Source organism: Streptomyces sp. NPDC030995, from assembly GCF_055571215.1.
The window spans coordinates 1-16,871 of sequence record NZ_JBVIFS010000041.1 but is presented as its reverse complement, the minus strand read 5'-3'; the positions used below and the strand labels follow the sequence as shown (position 1 = coordinate 16,871).

14 protein-coding genes are annotated in these 16,871 nt (G+C 71.2%); all 14 read right to left on the bottom strand.

Annotation, left to right across the window (positions count from 1 at the left end; translation table 11 throughout):
- Positions 1–135 precede the first annotated feature (135 nt).
- The 14 genes from ACZ45T_RS34910 to ACZ45T_RS34845 all read right to left on the bottom strand — a co-directional run bounded on the left by ACZ45T_RS34910 (position 136) and on the right by ACZ45T_RS34845 (position 16,749).
- Positions 136–1,347, bottom strand: a complete 1,212-nt coding sequence (locus ACZ45T_RS34910) for a DivIVA domain-containing protein (protein WP_468448154.1) — start codon at positions 1,345–1,347, stop codon at positions 136–138.
- A gap of 82 nt (positions 1,348–1,429) precedes the next feature.
- Positions 1,430–1,726 (bottom strand): YggT family protein, encoded by a 297-nt coding sequence (locus ACZ45T_RS34905; RefSeq protein WP_360903849.1) that lies wholly within the window; start codon positions 1,724–1,726, stop codon positions 1,430–1,432.
- Between the two features lie 60 nt (positions 1,727–1,786).
- Positions 1,787–2,395, bottom strand: a complete 609-nt coding sequence (locus ACZ45T_RS34900) for a cell division protein SepF (protein WP_360903846.1) — start codon at positions 2,393–2,395, stop codon at positions 1,787–1,789.
- Positions 2,396–2,544: 149 nt separating this feature from the next.
- Entirely contained in the window at positions 2,545–3,264 is a 720-nt protein-coding gene (locus ACZ45T_RS34895) for a YggS family pyridoxal phosphate-dependent enzyme (RefSeq protein WP_468448153.1), read from the bottom strand.
- Positions 3,265–3,267: 3 nt separating this feature from the next.
- Positions 3,268–3,999: a peptidoglycan editing factor PgeF gene (gene pgeF / locus ACZ45T_RS34890; protein WP_468448152.1), complete on the bottom strand. Its 732-nt coding sequence runs from the start codon at positions 3,997–3,999 to the stop codon at positions 3,268–3,270.
- On the bottom strand, positions 3,996–5,201 hold the full coding sequence (gene ftsZ / locus ACZ45T_RS34885) for a cell division protein FtsZ (protein WP_099893137.1): 1,206 nt from the start codon (positions 5,199–5,201) through the stop codon (positions 3,996–3,998). The genes pgeF and ftsZ overlap by 4 nt, the downstream gene beginning before the upstream one ends.
- 279 nt (positions 5,202–5,480) lie before the next feature.
- Positions 5,481–6,326 carry a cell division protein FtsQ/DivIB gene (locus tag ACZ45T_RS34880; protein ID WP_468448151.1) on the bottom strand — a complete coding sequence of 282 codons (846 nt, stop codon included), beginning with the start codon at positions 6,324–6,326 and terminating at the stop codon, positions 5,481–5,483.
- 32 nt (positions 6,327–6,358) lie between these two features.
- Complete coding sequence (gene murG, locus ACZ45T_RS34875; protein ID WP_468448150.1) at positions 6,359–7,453, bottom strand: undecaprenyldiphospho-muramoylpentapeptide beta-N-acetylglucosaminyltransferase; 1,095 nt, start codon at positions 7,451–7,453, stop codon at positions 6,359–6,361.
- 6 nt (positions 7,454–7,459) lie between these two features.
- A complete protein-coding gene (gene ftsW, locus ACZ45T_RS34870) occupies positions 7,460–8,821 on the bottom strand; it encodes a putative lipid II flippase FtsW (RefSeq protein WP_468448149.1) in 1,362 nt (453 codons plus the stop codon).
- 58 nt (positions 8,822–8,879) lie between these two features.
- Positions 8,880–10,454, bottom strand: coding sequence for a UDP-N-acetylmuramoyl-L-alanine--D-glutamate ligase (gene murD, locus ACZ45T_RS34865; RefSeq protein WP_468448148.1), 1,575 nt, complete (start codon positions 10,452–10,454; stop codon positions 8,880–8,882).
- A 14-nt stretch (positions 10,455–10,468) separates the two neighbouring features.
- Positions 10,469–11,539 (bottom strand): phospho-N-acetylmuramoyl-pentapeptide-transferase, encoded by a 1,071-nt coding sequence (gene mraY, locus ACZ45T_RS34860; protein WP_468448147.1) that lies wholly within the window; start codon positions 11,537–11,539, stop codon positions 10,469–10,471.
- On the bottom strand, positions 11,536–12,966 hold the full coding sequence (locus ACZ45T_RS34855) for a UDP-N-acetylmuramoyl-tripeptide--D-alanyl-D-alanine ligase (RefSeq protein WP_468448146.1): 1,431 nt from the start codon (positions 12,964–12,966) through the stop codon (positions 11,536–11,538). The genes mraY and ACZ45T_RS34855 overlap by 4 nt, the downstream gene beginning before the upstream one ends.
- The gene (locus tag ACZ45T_RS34850) at positions 12,963–14,699 is read right to left on the bottom strand and encodes a UDP-N-acetylmuramoyl-L-alanyl-D-glutamate--2,6-diaminopimelate ligase (RefSeq protein WP_468448145.1); all 1,737 of its coding nucleotides are present in this window, start codon (positions 14,697–14,699) and stop codon (positions 12,963–12,965) included. The genes ACZ45T_RS34855 and ACZ45T_RS34850 overlap by 4 nt, the downstream gene beginning before the upstream one ends.
- Before the next feature lie 46 nt (positions 14,700–14,745).
- Entirely contained in the window at positions 14,746–16,749 is a 2,004-nt protein-coding gene (locus tag ACZ45T_RS34845) for a peptidoglycan D,D-transpeptidase FtsI family protein (protein ID WP_468448144.1), read from the bottom strand.
- Positions 16,750–16,871: the final 122 nt, after the last annotated feature.

The window sequence follows — 16,871 nt, the reverse complement described above, 5'->3', positions numbered from 1 at the left end:
TCCGCCCCACCTCCCCCCCCCCCCCCCCCCCCCCCCCCCCCCCCCCCCCCCCCCACCCCCCCTCCCCCCCCCCCCCCCCCCCCCCCCCCCCCCCCCGGCCCGTAAAAGCGACTGCCGACAAGAACTCGCGGCGGCCTAGTTGTCGTCCTCGTCGATCAGGAAGCCCCGCATGGGAGACGGCGCCTGCATCGGCTGCGGCGCAGCCGGCCGAACCGGAGCCATCGGCTGGGTCATCGCCGGGGACATCTGCTGCTGGCCGCCGTACGACGGGCCTCCGCCCATCGGGGAGGGACCGCCCATGGGGGACGGGCCACCCATCGAGGGACCGCCCATGGAGGGACCGCCCATGGAGTGGCCCATCGCACCGGCCGGAGCCATCGAGGGAGACGGCGACGGCGGCAGCGCGGGACCGGCCGGGTTGCGCGGCGGGGCCAGCGAGTCGTCGGCCTGGGTCTCCAGCTGGCGCAGCTGCGACTCCAGGTAGGACTTCAGGCGCGTACGGTACTCACGCTCGAAGCCCCGCAGGTCCTCGACCTTGCGCTCCAGCGTGGCGCGGGCGGACTCCAGGGAGCCCATCGCGACGCGGTGCTTCTCCTGCGCGTCCCGCTCCAGCGCATCGGCCTTGGCGCGGGCGTCCCGCTCCAGGCCCTCGGCGCGCGACCGGGCCTCGCCGACGATCTTGTTGGCCTCGGAGCGGGCCTCCGCGATCGCCTGGTCGGCGGTCTGCTGCGCCAGCGACAGGACGCGGGCGGCGCTGTCGCCACCGGGGCCCTGCTGCGGGAGCTGCGGCTGCTGCTGCTGGTGCATCTGCTGACCCATGGGCTGCATCTGCTGCCCCATCGGCTGCATCTGCTGGCCCATGGGCTGCATCTGCTGGCCGAGCGGGTTCTGGCCGCCCATCGACTGCTGCTGCTGGCCCTGCATCTGCTGGCCCATGCCCTGCGGTCCACCCATGGGGTGCTGCTGCATGGGGCCGCCCATCGGGCCCGGACCCTGCGGTCCGTGTCCACCGGGGCCGGCCGGCAGCTGCGGCTGGCCGCCCGGCAGCTGGGGCGGACCCATCTGCGGCTGCGGCGGGCCGGATATGGCCGCGGGCACGGGGGCGCCGGGGCCGCGCTGGTCCTGGGGTTCCGGCTTGCGCATGCCCTGCTGCTGCTGCTGGTTCTGCGCGGCGGCACGCGTGGCGGCTGCCAGCTTGGCGCGCAGGTCCTCGTTCTCGCGCAGCAGGCGCGTCAGCTCGGACTCGACCTCGTCGAGGAAGGCATCGACCTCGTCCTCGTCATAGCCTTCTCGCAGGCGGACGGTCGTGAACTGCTTGTTCCGCACGTCCTCGGGAGTCAGCGGCATGTCTTCTTCACCTCTACGTAGTCGTCGGCAGTCGGCAAGACCGTATCGGGATCGTCCCCGCGCGCGCGGAGAAGTTCATCGTTCATACGCTTCTCGCAGCACCGCTGACGAGACTGATGAGGATGTAAACGATGATCATCAGAACGAAGAAGGACAGGTCGAGTGCCACGCCCCCGAGACGCAACGGCGGGATGAACCGCCGAAGAAGCTTGAGCGGTGGGTCGGTAAGAGTGTAGGTGGCCTCCAGAACGACCACCATCGCCTTGCCGGGTGCCCATGAACGTGCGAACTGGAACACGTAGTCCATGACCAGTCGGAAGATCAGCACGATGAGGAAGCACATCAGCACGATGTAGACCACCTGCAGTGCGACGCCCATCCCGTGCTTCCCTCTCCCCGTTTCCCGCTCTGTTCCCGGTCCCGTATCTGACGGATCGGTCTAGCTTTGGTTGAAGAACCCGCCCTCCGCGATGCGGGCCTTGTCCTCCGCCGTGACATCGACGTTAGCAGGCGACAGCAGGAACACCTTCTGTGTCACGCGTTCAATACTGCCGTGCAGACCGAACACGAGTCCGGCGGCGAAGTCCACGAGACGCTTCGCGTCCGTGTCGTCCATCTCCGTGAGATTCATGATCACCGGAGTGCCCTCACGGAAGTGTTCCCCGATGGTACGGGCCTCGTTGTAGGTCCGGGGGTGCAGCGTCGTGATGCGGTACGGCTCCCGCTCGGAGACGACCTTGGGCATGATCACGGGGGCGTTCTTCTCCAGGTTCGAGCGGTCAGGTGTGATGGATGCCACGGGGGCAATTCGCGCAGGACGTCCGTTTTCCACCGGAATTGGGACGGGTTCCCGCTGCGGCGGGGGCTGTACGGCTCGTACCGGTTCGTCCGATACGGGCGATTGGTGCACGGGCTGCTGACGCCGGCGATCCCGCTCCGGCTCCGGCTCGGGTTCGAACTCGTCGTCGGGGTCGTACCCCGGGTTGTCGTACCGGTCGTCCTCCACGAGGCCGAGGTAGACCGCCATCTTGCGCATCGCGCCGGCCATTCTCCGAGTCCTCCGCTCTGTGGTGGATCGCCCTGTCGCAGGTGCCGCCGTGTCACGAATGTCACCAACTGCCCGCGATCCACGTGGCCTGCCCGCCCATCAGCGGGAATGACCATATTTTCTGCTGTGGTCCGACTTTCTTCGCGACGTTACCCGAGCCGGGGTCTCGCGCCGAGTACCGCAGTGCCGACGCGTACATGTGTCGCACCGGCCGCAACGGCCTGTTCCAGGTCTGCGCTCATCCCGGCCGACACCATCGTGGCAGCCGGATGGTCCGCGCGCAGGCGGGATGACAATTCCATCAACCGCTCGAAAGCGGCCTGTTCGCGTCCCGCGTAGTGGCCGGACAACGGAGCGACGGTCATCAGCCCGTCGATGCGCAGTCCCGGGGCCCCGGCCACGAGGTCCGCCAACTCCGCGAGCTGCTCCGGCGCCGCGCCGCCGCGGGCCCCGCGCTCCCCCGACTCGGCGTCGAGGGCGATCTGCACGAGGCAGCCGAGCTCCCGGCCGGCGCTCACAGCGGCGGCCGAGAGGGCGGTCACGAGCTTGGGGCGGTCGACCGACTGCACCACATGCGCGTATCCCGCCACGGAACGGACTTTGTTCGTCTGCAACTGACCGACGAAGTGCCAGTTCAGCGGCAGATCCGCGCAGGCAGCGGCCTTGGGGGCGGCGTCCTGGTCGCGATTCTCCGCAACATGACGGACGCCCAGGTCCGCCAGCAGTCGTACGTCGCTCGCGGGGTAGGTCTTGGTGACCACGATGAGCGTCACCTCTTCCCGCTTGCGTCCCGCCACCGCGCAGGCGGACGAGATACGTTCCTCCACCCGCGCCAGGTTCTCGGCGAGCTCCGACTTACGATCCGTCATTCCTCAGTCCAACCAGACATATCCGGCAAGCCGTCCGGTCACCCGGTCGCGGCGGTACGAGAAGTGGTCCCGCGACTCCAGTGTGCAGACAGGGGAACGGCGGACATCACCCACCCCCGCCTCCGCGAGCTGCGCGTGCACCCCGGCGACCACGTCGACGGCCGGTGTCCCCCAGCTGGTCTCGGCCCTGGCGGCCGGCACCACTTCGGCCACCGCCTCCCGCATCTCGGCGGGGACCTCGTAACAACGGCCGCAGACCGCCGGTCCGGTACGGGCGATGATCCGCCCGGGCTCGGCGCCCTGGGAGACCATCGCCTCCAGGACGGCGGGCACCACCCCGGCGACCAGTCCGGGCCGCCCCGCGTGGGCGACCCCCGCGACCCCGGCGACGGGGTCGGCGAGCAGGACGGGCGTGCAGTCGGCGGTGAGCACCGCGAGGGCGAGCCCCCGGCGGGTGGTCACCAGCGCGTCCACGGCGGGGACGGCCGAGTCGGCGCCCCAGGGTCCGGGGACCACCGCCACGTCCCGGCCGTGCACCTGGTTCATCCAGACCACGTGGTCCGGGTCCAGTCCCAGGGACTTCGCCGCGAGCGCCCGGTTCGCGAGAACGGCGGCCGGGTCGTCTCCGACCGCGCCGCCGAGGTTGAGCTCTTCGTACGGAACGGCGCTCACTCCGCCCCACCTGTCGGTGAAGGCGAAGTGGGCGCCGCCCACGTGGTGCTGCTCCGGTGTCACTTCAAGAAGTCCGGGACGTCCAGCTCCTCGGCCGGGCTGTCCTGGTACGGACGGGCCGTCGGGACCTGCGGCGCGGGGGCCGCGGCCTCGACCGGGGCCGCCTCGACGGGAGCCGGGGGCTCCTCGCGCGGGGTGACCGTGCCGAGTCCGCCGAAGGCCGGGCGGGCCGGCTCGGCGGCGCGGACCGGAGCCGGGGCCGGCTCCTCGCGCTTGGTGGACGCGGCGCCGATGACGTTGTCCCGGCGGGCCGGGGGCTGGCCGCCGTCGAACCCGGCCGCGATGACGGTGACCCGCACCTCGTCGCCGAGCGCGTCGTCGATGACGGCGCCGAAGATGATGTTCGCCTCGGGGTGCGCGGCCTCGCTCACCAGCTGCGCGGCCTCGTTGATCTCGAAGAGACCGAGGTCCGAGCCACCGGAGATGGAGAGCAGCACGCCGCGGGCGCCGTCGATGGACGCCTCCAGCAGCGGCGAGGAGATCGCCATCTCGGCCGCGGCCACCGCGCGGTCGTCGCCGCGGGCCGAGCCGATGCCCATCAGGGCCGAGCCGGCCTCGGACATCACGGACTTGACGTCGGCGAAGTCGAGGTTGATCAGACCCGGGGTGGTGATGAGGTCGGTGATGCCCTGGACGCCCGAGAGCAGGACCTGGTCGGCCGACTTGAAGGCGTCGAGCACGCTGACCTGGCGGTCCGAGATGGACAGCAGTCGGTCGTTGGGGATGACGATGAGGGTGTCGACCTCTTCGCGGAGCTCGGCGATGCCGTCCTCCGCCTGGTTCGCGCGGCGCCGGCCCTCGAAGGTGAACGGCCGGGTGACCACACCGATCGTCAGGGCACCCAGCGAGCGCGCGATGTTGGCGACGACGGGTGCGCCGCCGGTGCCGGTGCCGCCGCCTTCACCGGCGGTGACGAAGACCATGTCGGCCCCCTTGAGGACCTCCTCGATCTCCTCGCGGTGGTCCTCTGCCGCCTTGCGGCCGACGGCCGGGTTGGCGCCGGCGCCGAGGCCCCGGGTGAGTTCGCGGCCGACGTCGAGCTTGACGTCGGCGTCGCTCATCAACAGCGCCTGGGCGTCCGTGTTGATGGCGATGAACTCGACGCCCTTGAGACCGACCTCGATCATTCGGTTGATGGCATTGACACCACCGCCGCCGACACCGATGACCTTGATGACTGCGAGGTAGTTCTGCGGTGCTGCCACGTCGAAGGCCTCTCGCCTCGAGTTACGTGTCGCCGCCTCGCGGGCCTGCGTTGCGACGACTGATGCCGAAATAGGGACGGTCCGAACGCGCCGACCCGAACCCTCACCCTGAAGTTTAGGGTTAGGGGTGTGTCTGTTCCTTGGACTCTTCCGAACAGGACACTAAGTCGACAAGTAGCGCGTGTTCAACGAACACGCCGAACCTCCCGTTTTTCTTTTCACCCTATGTGATCACCCGTATCGCTGGCCAACCAGGGTGCGTCGCTGTTCGACCGGACGTCAACTCCCGGACGCCGCAGGGGCGGTGGGAACGCTCACGTCGAAGTGACCGGCCTTGGGCGCGGCTTTCAGCAAAGCGGTCAGCGCTCGCCCCTTCGCCTCGCTCTGTTCACCGCTCCCCCACGTCACGGACCGGCCCCGGGTGAGCTCCAGCACGACCGAATCGTAGGAACCCACCTTGACCTGCACGGTCTCCTTGGCGATCGGCTCGGGGAGGGCGCCCGCGACGAGCACGGCCTCGTGGAGCAGCCGTTCCTCGTCGAAGCGGCGGGCGCTCGGGGACCCTCCCGCGTTCAATTCGAGGACCGGAACGCCCGCGGGTGCTTTCGGAACCGTGTCGAATCGCACACCCGAAGCGTCCACTTCCACGAAGTTGGCGTCCTTTTTGATGAGCAGGACCGGTTTGCGTTCCGTCACTTTCAGCCCGATCCCGTGCGGCCAGGCCCGCACCACATCGACCGAATCGATGCGGGGCAGGCGGCCGCGGACGCGTTCCCCGATCTCGTCGGTGTCCACGCTCACCAGGGGTGCGCCGACCGGAACGGCCGCCGCGGCGAGGATCTGCTCGGGGGTGAGCACCTCCGTGCCGGTGGCGGTGACCTTCTCGACGCGGAGCCAGGACGAGCCGTACAGCGCCCAGGTCCCGCCCGCGACGAGGAGCACCGCCGCGGCGAGGCAGGCCAGTACGGGGCCCCGGCGCAGACGCTTGCCGGGGCCCTGCGGACCGGATCCCTTCGCGGATTTCGCAGGCTTGGGCGGCGTGGGAGAGCCGGCACCCTCGCGGGCCGACCGGCCGGGCCGATCGGATGACGGTGTCCCGCGCCGTGCGGACGTCGCTCCGGCCACTCCTGTGCCTCCTGCGTCTGTGCGTCCCCGCCTCAGCGGGACCGGTGGGCCGCGATCGCCTCGTACACCATGCCGACCAGCAGCTCGTCGGCGTCCCGGCGGCCGAACTCACCGGCGGCGCGCGACATCTCGTACAGGCGGTGCGGGTCGGACAGCACCGGGAGGACCTGGCTGAGCACCCACTCGGGGGTCAGTTCCGCGTCGTCCACGAGCAGGCCGCCCCCGGCCTTGACCACCGGCTGGGCGTTGAGCCGCTGTTCGCCGTTGCCGATCGGCAACGGGACGTAGGCGGCGGGGAGCCCGACGGCGGACAGTTCGGCGACGGTCATCGCGCCCGCCCGGCACAGCATCATGTCGGCGGCGGCGTACGCGAGATCCATCCGGTCCACGTACGGTACCGGCACATACGGTGGCATCCCGGGCATGTTGTCGACACGCGGCAGTTCGTTCTTCGGCCCGACGGCGTGCAGGATCTGGATCCCGGAGCGCTGGAGGGTCGGCGCGACCTGCTGGATCACCTCGTTGAGACGGCGGGCTCCCTGGGAGCCGCCGGAGACGAGCAGCGTGGGCAGGTTGGGGTCCAGGCCGAAGGCGGCGCGCGCCTCCGGGCGGACCGCGGCCCGGTCCAGGGTGGAGATGGAGCGCCGCAGCGGGATGCCCACGTAGCGGGCGCCGCGCAGCTTGCTGTCGGGGGTGGAGACCGCGACGGCGTGCGCGTAGCGGGAGCCGATCTTGTTGGCCAGTCCAGGGCGGGCGTTGGCCTCGTGGACGATGATCGGCACCCCGAGCCGCTTGGCCGCGAGGTAGCCGGGCAGGGCCACGTAGCCGCCGAAGCCGACGACGCAGTCGGCCTTGGTGCGCAGGAGGATCTCCTCCGCGGCCTTGATGGTGCCGCGCAGCCGCCCGGGGACGGTGATCAGCTCCGGGGTGGGCTTGCGGGGCAGCGGCACGGCGGGGATCAGCCCGAGCTCGTAACCGCGTTCCGGCACCAGGCGGGTCTCAAGTCCGCGCTCGGTGCCGAGGGCGGTGATGCCCACTGAAGGGTCCTGCCTGCGCAGGGCGTCCGCGAGGGCGAGCGCCGGCTCGATGTGGCCGGCGGTCCCCCCACCGGCGAGTACGACATGCACCGAAATTCACCGCTCTCCGGACGGACGCTTCTTGACGCGCCGTCTCATCGACTTCCATCTCACCCCGGTCCGCCTCCAGCCGTTCTTCGGCTGCCGCATCGCGAGGGCCGCGCGCGCCGCCGGCTCCTCACGCGCGAAGGCGATGAGCAGTCCGACCGCGAACATGGTCGGCAACAGGGCTGACCCTCCGTAGGAGAACAGCGGGAGCGGGACTCCGGCGATCGGCAGCAGGCCGAGCACCGCACCGATGTTGATCACGGCCTGGGCCGTGATCCAGGTGGTCACGCCTCCCGCGGCAAACCGTACGAAGGAGTCCTCCGTGCGTCCGGCCACGCGGATACCCGCATAGCCTAGAGCCGCGAACAGGGCGAGCACCGACAGCGTCCCCGCGAGACCCAGTTCCTCCCCGGTGATGGCGAAGATGAAGTCGGTGTGGGCTTCGGGTAGTTGCCCCCATTTTTCCACACTTGCACCCAGACCGGAACCGAACCATCCGCCCGAGGCGAGGGCGTAGATCCCGTGAACGGCCTGCCAGCAAAGGTCGTTCTTGCCCGGTTCTGTCGCGCCGAGGCACTCCAGTCGGTCCATCCGGTGCGGGCTGGTCTTGATCAGCAGTGCGACGATCGCACCCGCGAAGGCCAGCACACCGACGAACAGCCGGGTCGGGGCGCCCGCCAGCCAGAGCAGGCCGAAGAGGATGGCGCCGAGGATCATCGCGGTGCCCATGTCCCCGCCCAGCATGATCAGCCCGAGCAGCAGGAAGGCCACCGGGACCAGCGGCACCAGCAGGTGCTTCCACTGGCTCAGCAGCCCCTTGTCGCCCTTGCGCGCCAGCAGGTCGGCGCCCCACAGGATCAGTGCCAGCTTGCCGAACTCACTGGGCTGCAGCATGAACGGACCGCCAAGGGAGATCCAATTCTGGTTGCCGTTGATCGCGACCCCTATCCCGGGAACCTGCACCAGGACCATCAGGAAGAGCGTGCCGGCGAGCACGGGATAGGACAGCGCCCGGTGCAGTTTGACCGGCATCCGGGAGGCGACCAGCATCAGCGCGGTGCCGATGAGGGCGGCCAGGAACTGCTTCTTGAAGAAGTACGCGTCGCCCAGGCCGAGCTGGAGGGCCTTGATCATGGAGGCCGAGTAGACCATCACCAGGCCGAGCACGGTGATGAGCAGCGAGCTGCCGAAAATCAGGTAATAGGCGGTGAGCGGACGGTCCCAGGCCTTGCGCAACTTCCCCTGCGTACGCCGCAGCCCGGCCAGCGGCCCGCGCCCGGCGGGCCGCCCCACACGCACCAGGGGGCGCTTGCGGCCCTGCGCCTTCACGGCGGACGGCCGCCGCCCCGGCAGCATCTGCTTGGCCGGCATCTGTGATCTTCCCCTCCACTCGTACGAGGCGAGCAGCCGACCGGAAGGATCCCTCGACCTAGGCGCTCTCGGCGGCCAGTTCGCGCACCGCGTCGGCGAATGCGTCCCCACGCTTGTTGTAGTTCGCGAACATGTCCATGGAGGCACAGGCAGGCGCCAGCAGGACCGTATCGCCGGGCTCGGCGAGCGCGGCCGCCTCCCGGACCGCTGCGAGCATCGCCCCAGTGTCGGTCCGGCCGAGGTCGACGACCGGGACCTCGGGGGCGTGTCGCGCCAGCGCCTCGGCGATCAGCGCCCGGTCGGCGCCGATCAGCACGACGCCGCGCAGCCGCTTCGCCGACTTCTGGACGAGCTCGTCGAAGGTGGCGCCCTTGGCGAGGCCGCCGGCGATCCACACGACCGGCTCGAAGGCCGCGAGCGAGGCCTCGGCGGCGTGCGTGTTGGTGGCCTTGGAGTCGTCGATGTAGGTGACCGAGCCGACCTCGTCCACGTACGCGACCCGGTGGGCGTCGGGGCGGAAGTCGCGCAGCCCGTCGCGGACGGCGCGCGGTTCCACGCCGAAGGCGCGGGCCAGGGCCGCGGCGGCGAGCGCGTTGGCGATGTTGTGCGGGGCCGGCGGGTTGACGTCCTTGACCTCGGCGAGCTCCTGGGCGTTCTTCTGCCGGTTCTCCACGAAGGCCCGGTCGACGAGGATGCCGTCGACGACGCCGAGCATGGAGGGGCCGGGGGCGCCGAGGGTGAAGCCGATCGCCCGGCAGCCCTCTTCGACGTCCGCGTTCTCGACCAGTTTCTCGGTGGCCGGGTCGGCGACGTTGTAGACGCAGGCCACCGTGTTGCCCTCGTAGATCCGGCCCTTGTCGGCGGCGTACGCCTCCATGGAGCCGTGCCAGTCGAGGTGGTCCGGGGCCAGGTTGAGGACGGCGCCCGAGTGGACGCGCAGCGAGGGCGCCCAGTGCAGCTGGTAGCTGGAGAGTTCGACGGCGAGCACGTCGTACTCCTGCTCGCCGAGCACCACGTCGATGATGGGAGTGCCGATGTTGCCGACGGCAGCGGTCCGCAGGCCTGCGGCCTTCAGGATCGAGGCCAGCATCTGGGTGGTGGTGGTCTTGCCGTTGGTGCCGGTGATGGCCAGCCAGGCGGCGGGGGCCGCGCCGCTGTCGCCCTCGGGCTCACCCGGAGCCGGGCCCGTCAGGCTCTCGGCACCGCCCGAGCCGCCGGCAGTGGCCGCGGCAGCTGCCGCGCGGCGGCGCACGCCGAGCTCGCGCAGCCGCCAGGCGATCTCCACGTCTCCGACGACGTCCACGCCGGCCGCGGCGGCAGCCGCGAACAGCGGGCTGTCGGGCTTCCAGCCCGGGGAGGTGACGACCAGTCCGGTGCCCTCGGGCAGGACGTCGCCGGCGCGGGCGCCGTCGTCCAGGTGGCCGAGGCGGACCTCGATGCCCTGCTCCGCGAGCTCGGCGGCCTTCGCCCGGTGTGCGTCCCCGTCGCCGTTGTCGACCACGGTCACCCGGGCTCCGAGCCCGGCCAGGGCGCGGGCGGCGCTGACGCCGCTCACGCCGAGCCCGGCGACCGTGATCCGGGCCGGGAGGCCGTACCGGGCCGCCTCGGTGGCGGAGCCGGGCTCCGTGGGCACAGTCCGGTCGTCGCTCACTTGTCGGCTGCCCATCCCGCGTAGAAGAGACCGAGACCCACGATCACGCACATGCCCTGGATGATCCAGAAGCGGACCACGACAAGGACTTCGGACCACCCCTTGAGTTCGAAGTGGTGCTGCAGCGGGGCCATCCGGAAGACGCGCTTCCCGGTCAGCTTGAAGGAGCCGACCTGGATGACGACCGACATGGTGATGAGGACGAACAGGCCACCGAGCAGGGCGATCAGGAACTCCGTGCGGGAGCAGATCGCGAGACCGGCGAGCGCGCCGCCGAGGGCCAGCGAACCGGTGTCACCCATGAAGATCTTGGCGGGCGAGGTGTTCCACCACAGGAAGCCGAAGCAGGCGCCCATCAGGGCGGAGGCGACGACGGCGAGGTCGAGCGGGTCGCGCACCTCGAAACAGGCGTTCGGGCTGGGCAGGGTCTGCGCGTTGACGCAGGACTCCTGGAACTGCCAGACGCCGATGAAGGTGTAGGCGCCGAAGACCATCACGGCGGCGCCGGTGGCGAGGCCGTCCAGGCCGTCGGTCAGGTTCACGCCGTTGGACATCGCCAGGATCATGAACAGGGCCCAGACGACGAACAGCACCGGGCCGATCGCCCAGCCGAAGTCCGTGACGAACGACAGCTTGGTGGAGGCCGGGGTGAGCCCGCGCTGGTCCTCGAACTGGAGCGCGAGCACCGCGAAGGCGATGCCGACGATCAGCTGGCCGGACATCTTGGCCTTGGCCCTCAGACCGAGCGAGCGACGCTTGACGATCTTGATGTAGTCGTCCAGGTAACCGACCACACCCATGCCCGCCATCAGGAACAGCACGAGCAGACCCGAGAAGCTCGGCTCGCTGCCGGTGATGACCTTGGTGAGGGCGTACGCGATGAGCGTGGCCAGGATGAAGGAGATGCCGCCCATGGTGGGCGTGCCCTTCTTCCCGGCGTGGCCGCGGGGGCCGTCGTCGCGGATGAACTGGCCGTAGCCCTTGCGGGCCAGAAGCTTGATCAGCAGTGGAGTACCGATGAGCGTCAGGAACAGGCCGATGACGCCGGCGAACAGGATCTGCCTCATCGGTCGGCGACCTCGCCCTCGACAGCACCGTCGAGCAGTGCCTGGGCCACCCGCTCCAGACCGGCCGACCTGGAAGCCTTCACCAGCACGACGTCACCCGGGCGCAGTTCACTGCGCAACAGGTCGACCGCCGCCTGCGCGTCGGACACGAGCACCGACTCCTCACCCCACGAACCCTCGTTATATGCGCCCAGTTGCAGCCAGGAGGCTTCCCTGCCCCCGACTGCGACGAGCTTGCTCACGTTGAGCCGGACGACAAGTCGCCCGACCGCGTCGTGCTCGGCGAGCGCGTCGTCCCCGAGCTCGGCCATCGGGCCGAGCACCGCCCACGTGCGTCCCCCGTTCGCCCTGCCGGCACCGCCCATCGCGGCGAGCGCGCGCAGTGCGGCCCGCATGGACTCGGGGTTCGCGTTGTAGGCGTCGTTGACGATCGTCACACCGTCCGCCCGCTCGGTGACCTCCATCCGCCACCGGGACAGGGTGCCCGCTTCGGAGAGCGCGGTGGCGATCTCCGGTGCGGACATGCCCAGTACATGAGCGACGGCGGCCGCGGCGAGCGCGTTCGACACGTGGTGCTCACCGTACAGCCGCAAGGTCACGTCACTGCACCCGGTGGGTGTGTGCAGTGTGAAGGATGGCTGCCCCCTGTCCGTCATCCGGACGTCCGTGGCCCGGATTTCGGCGTCCTCGGCCTCGCCGAAGAGCACCGTACGGGCCTTCGTGCGCCCGGCCATGGCGCGAACCAGCAGGTCGTCGGCGTTGAGGACGGCCACACCGCCCTCCGCCTCGGCCGGCAGGGCCTCGACGAGCTCTCCCTTGGCCTGCGCGATCTGCTCGCGGCCGCCGAACTCGCCGATGTGGGCGGTGCCGACGTTGAGGACCAGGCCGATCCGCGGGGGCGTCAGTCCGGTGAGGTAGCGGATGTGGCCGATGCCGCGGGCGCCCATCTCCAGGACCAGGTGCTGGGTTTCCTCGGTGACGCGCAGCGTCGTGATCGGCAGGCCGATCTCGTTGTTCAGGTTCCCGGGGGTCCACACGGTCGGCGCGTGGTGCTGGAGCACCTGGGCGATCAGGTCCTTGGTGGAGGTCTTGCCGGCGGACCCGGTGAGGGCGACGACGTCGGTGCCCAGACGGCCGACGACGGCCCGGGCGAGGGCTCCGAGGGCGGCCACCACGTCGGGGACGACGATGGCCGGTACGCCGACGGGCCGGGTCGCGAGGACGCCCACGGCGCCGGCGGCCAGCGCGCGTTCGGCGTAGTCGTGGCCGTCGACCCGCTCGCCGACGAAGGCGGCGAACAGGCTGCCCGGCCGGACCTCGCGGGAGTCGTAGACCACCGGACCGGTGACCTGGACGGACGGATCCGGTATGTCGTGGGGCCGCCCGCCGGTGATGTCGGCGATCTCGGCGAGGGAAAGGGCGATCACTGGTTCACCTCGGCCTGTCGGGCCTTAATCGTTTGATCGAGCACGGCCGTCTGGTCGAGCACGGCTTGGCGCTCGATCGCGGCGCGGAGCACCGCGCGGTCGTCGAAGGGCCGTACGACACCGGCGGTGTCCTGGCCCTGCTCGTGGCCCTTGCCCGCCACCAGCACGGTGTCACCGGGCCGGGCGCGCGCCACGGCGGCGGCGATGGCCGCGGCCCGGTCGGCGTCGACCAGGACGGTGCCCCGCTCGGCGGGCGGTACGGACACGGCGCCTTCGAACATCGCGGCGAGGATCGCGAGCGGGTCCTCGGAGCGCGGGTTGTCGGAGGTCAGCACGGCCGTGTCGGCGAACCGGGCGGCCGCGGCGCCCATCGGGGCGCGCTTGGTGGTGTCGCGGTCGCCGCCGCAGCCGAGCACGATGTGCAGCCGGCCCTCGGTGACCTCGCGCAGCGCGCGCAGGACCGATTCCACGGCGTCCGTCTTGTGCGCGTAGTCGACGACGGCGAGGTACGGCTGCCCCGCGTCCACCCGCTCCAGCCGGCCGGGGACCCCGGGGACCGCGGCGACGCCGTCGGCGGCGGTCTGCGGGTCGAGGCCGGCCGCGGCGAGGGTGACGACCGCGGCGACGGTGTTGGCGACGTTGAACGGGCCGGGCAGCGGCGCGGTGGCCCGTACGCGCTGTCCCTCGGGGCCCAGCAGGGTCAGGGTGGAGCTCGCCGGTCCGAAGACCACGTCCTCGGCGCGCCAGTCGGCGGCCCGGTCGCCCGTGGCGGAGAAGGTGACGACCGGGATCGTCGCCTCCTTGGCCAGGCGGCGGCCGTACTCGTCGTCGAGGTTGATCACGCCCAGGCGGGCCCGGCGGGCGGTGAAGAGCCGCGCCTTCGCCTGGAAGTAGTCGTCCATGTCGGAGTGGAACTCCATGTGCTCCGGGCTCAGGTTGTTGAAGACGGCCACGTCGAAGACGCAGCCGTCGACCCGGCCGAGCACCAGGGCATGGCTGGAGACCTCCATGGCCACGGCCTCGACCCCGCGTTCGCGCATGACCGCGAAGAGGGCCTGGAGGTCGGTGGCCTCGGGGGTGGTCCGCTCGGACTTGATCCGCTCGTCGCCGATGCGCATCTCGACGGTGCCGACCAGTCCGGTGCTGCGGCCCGCCGCGCGCAGGCCGCCCTCGACGAGGTACGCCGTGGTGGTCTTGCCGGAGGTGCCGGTGATGCCGATCTGGAGCAGGTCCTCGCCGGGGCGGCCGTAGATCGCCGCGGCGAGCTCGCCCATCGCGCCGCGCGGGTCGGCGACGGTCAGGACCGGCAGGCCGGTCGCCTCGGCGCGCTCCGTCCCGGCGCGGTCGGTCAGCACGGCGGCGGCGCCGAGCGCGGCCGCCTGGGCGGCGAAGTCGGCGCCGTGCGTCCTGGCTCCCGGCAGGGCCGCGTACAGGTCACCGCGGCGCACGGCACGGGAGTCGTGCGTGATGCCGGTGATCTGCGGGCCCGACGGCTCGCCGGCGGCTTCGAGGTCCACCAGGGCCGCGAGCTCGGGCAGCGGGATCGGGCGCACGGACACGGGCCGCGGCGCTCCCGGCGGCGCTGCCGGGGCGTCTTTCTGGGTGGTTCTGGGCTGATCAGCGTGGGGCACGGCGGTGAGCGTACCGGGCGCGGCGGGCCGCCCGCGAAGTGAGGGCCCGGCCCCGCCTTCGGCGGCCGACTGGTTCCCGGGTTTCGGGGTGATCGTTGTCACTGATGGTGCCTCACGCATTTTCTGGCGGGCCGGCAAGGGCTGTGGGTCACTGACCGGGCTGCGGACTGGGCTGCGGTGCGGGCTGCTGGGCGGGCTGCGGGCCTGGTTCGTAGGTGACCGGGAGCCCGGCGGGGGCGGTTCCGGTGGGGGCGACCTGGAGGGTCTTGAGGGCGAACTCCATGACCTTCTTGTAGATGGGGCCGCAGATCTGGCCGCCGAAGTAGCTGCCCTTCGTGGGGTTCTGGATGGCGCAGTAGACGGTGATGCGCGGGTTGTCCGCGGGCGCGAAGCCGGCGAAGGAGGCGGTGTAGCCCTTGTAGCGGCCGGTGGCCGGATCCACCCGGTTGGAGGTGCCGGTCTTGCCGCCGACCCGGTAGCCGGGGATGCGGGCCTTGGTGCCGGTGCCCTCCTGGTCGTCGACCACGGATTCGAGCATCTCCGCGAGGCTCTTGGCGGTCTCCGGGCTGACCACGCGGTTCTGCTCGGGTGCCGGGGCCGGGGTGAAGCGGCCGTCGGGGCCCTTGGTGCCGCGGACCAGGGTCGGGGTGATGCGGACCCCGCCGTTGGCGATGGTCGAGTACACGGAGGCCGCCTGCATGGCGTTGAGGGACAGACCCTGGCCGAAAGGGATCGTGTACTGCTGCGAGGTGGACCAGTCCCCGGGCTTGGCGAGGATGCCCCGGGACTCGCCGGGGTAGTTCAGGCCGGTGGGCTGCCCGATGCCGAATTTGGTCAGGTAGGAGTGCAGGACCTCGTTCGACTTCGGCTGGGTCGGTCCGAGCTGGCCGGTGGCCAGGATGGTGCCGATGTTGGAGGACTTGGCGAGGACCCCGTTGAGGGTCAGGTACCAGGTCGGGTGGTCGATGTCGTCCTTGAACAGCCGGTCGCCGCGGTGCAGCCGGTTGGGGACCTCGACCCGGGTGTCGGGGGTGGCCTTCTTCTCCTCCAGTACGGCGGCCATCGACATCACCTTGGCGGTGGAGCCGGGCTCGTACACGTCCTGGAGTGCGGCGTTGCCCATGGCGGTGGAGCGGGCCCGGGTCAGGTCGTTGGGGTCGAAGCCGGGGGCGTTGGCCATGGCCAGCACCTCGCCGGTGCGGGTGTCCTGGACGATGACGTAGCCGCGGTCGGCCTCGGACTTCTGGACCTGGTCGGTGATGGCGCTCTGCGCCGCCCACTGGATGTCGCGGTCGATGGTCAGCTCGATGTCCTCGCCGGGCACGGCGGGCTTCTCGCTGGAGCCGGCCGTGGGGACCTTGCGGCCGCCGGACTGGGCGTAGGTGACCTCGCCGTCCTTGCCGGACAGCTTCTTGTCCAGGGAGGACTCCAGGCCGCCGCCGCCCTTGCCGTCGGCGTTGACGTAGCCCAGTATCCCGGCGGCCAGGTCGCCGTTCGGGTACACCCGCTTGCTGCTGTCCTCCTTGAACACGCCGGCGAGGACGTTGGCGCCCGGGCCGTTGTTCTTCTTGTCGGCGGCCGCCTTGTCCGCGAAGACCCGCTTGAGGTCCTTGATCTGGTTCCAGACCTGGGGGGTCTGGCGCTGGGCGAGGATCACGTAGCGGGTGTTCTTGGTGCTCAGCCGCTCGGTGAGCTCCTTGGCGTCCTTGCCGAGGATGGGCGCGAGGAGGGCGGCGGCCTGCGCGGGGGCGTCCGGGGCCTTGCTCTCCTGCGGGGTGAACATCTTCGGGTCGGCGGTGATGTCGTACGCGTCGACGCTGGTGGCGAGGGCCACGCCCCGGCGGTCGGTGATCTCCCCGCGCTCGGCGGCCAGTTTGACGCTGGTGTAGCGGTTCTTGGAGGCCTCGGCGGAGAAGGCGGAGGCGTCGACGGCCTGCACCTGGAGCAGGCGGACGACGAAGGCGAGCATGACGAGGGTCAGGCCGACGCTGACGAGGCGCAGCCGGGGCCGGGGGGCGCCGAGCCGGATGGTGTGCGGCTTGCGCTGCGCGGCGGGGCGGCGGGTCGCGGGCCGCGCCGTGGCCCGCTCCCCGGGCCTGGGGCGCCCCGGCCCGGGCACCCGACGCCGCGGCGGCTCCCCTGCCGGGCTCACGCCGACACCGCCGGCGCGGTGCCGCTCCTGGGGCTCCGCCCCAGACCCCGCGCCTCAAACGCCGGCGAGGCTGAAAGACCGGGGCTCCGCCCCGAACCCCGCTCCTCAAACGCCGGAGGGGC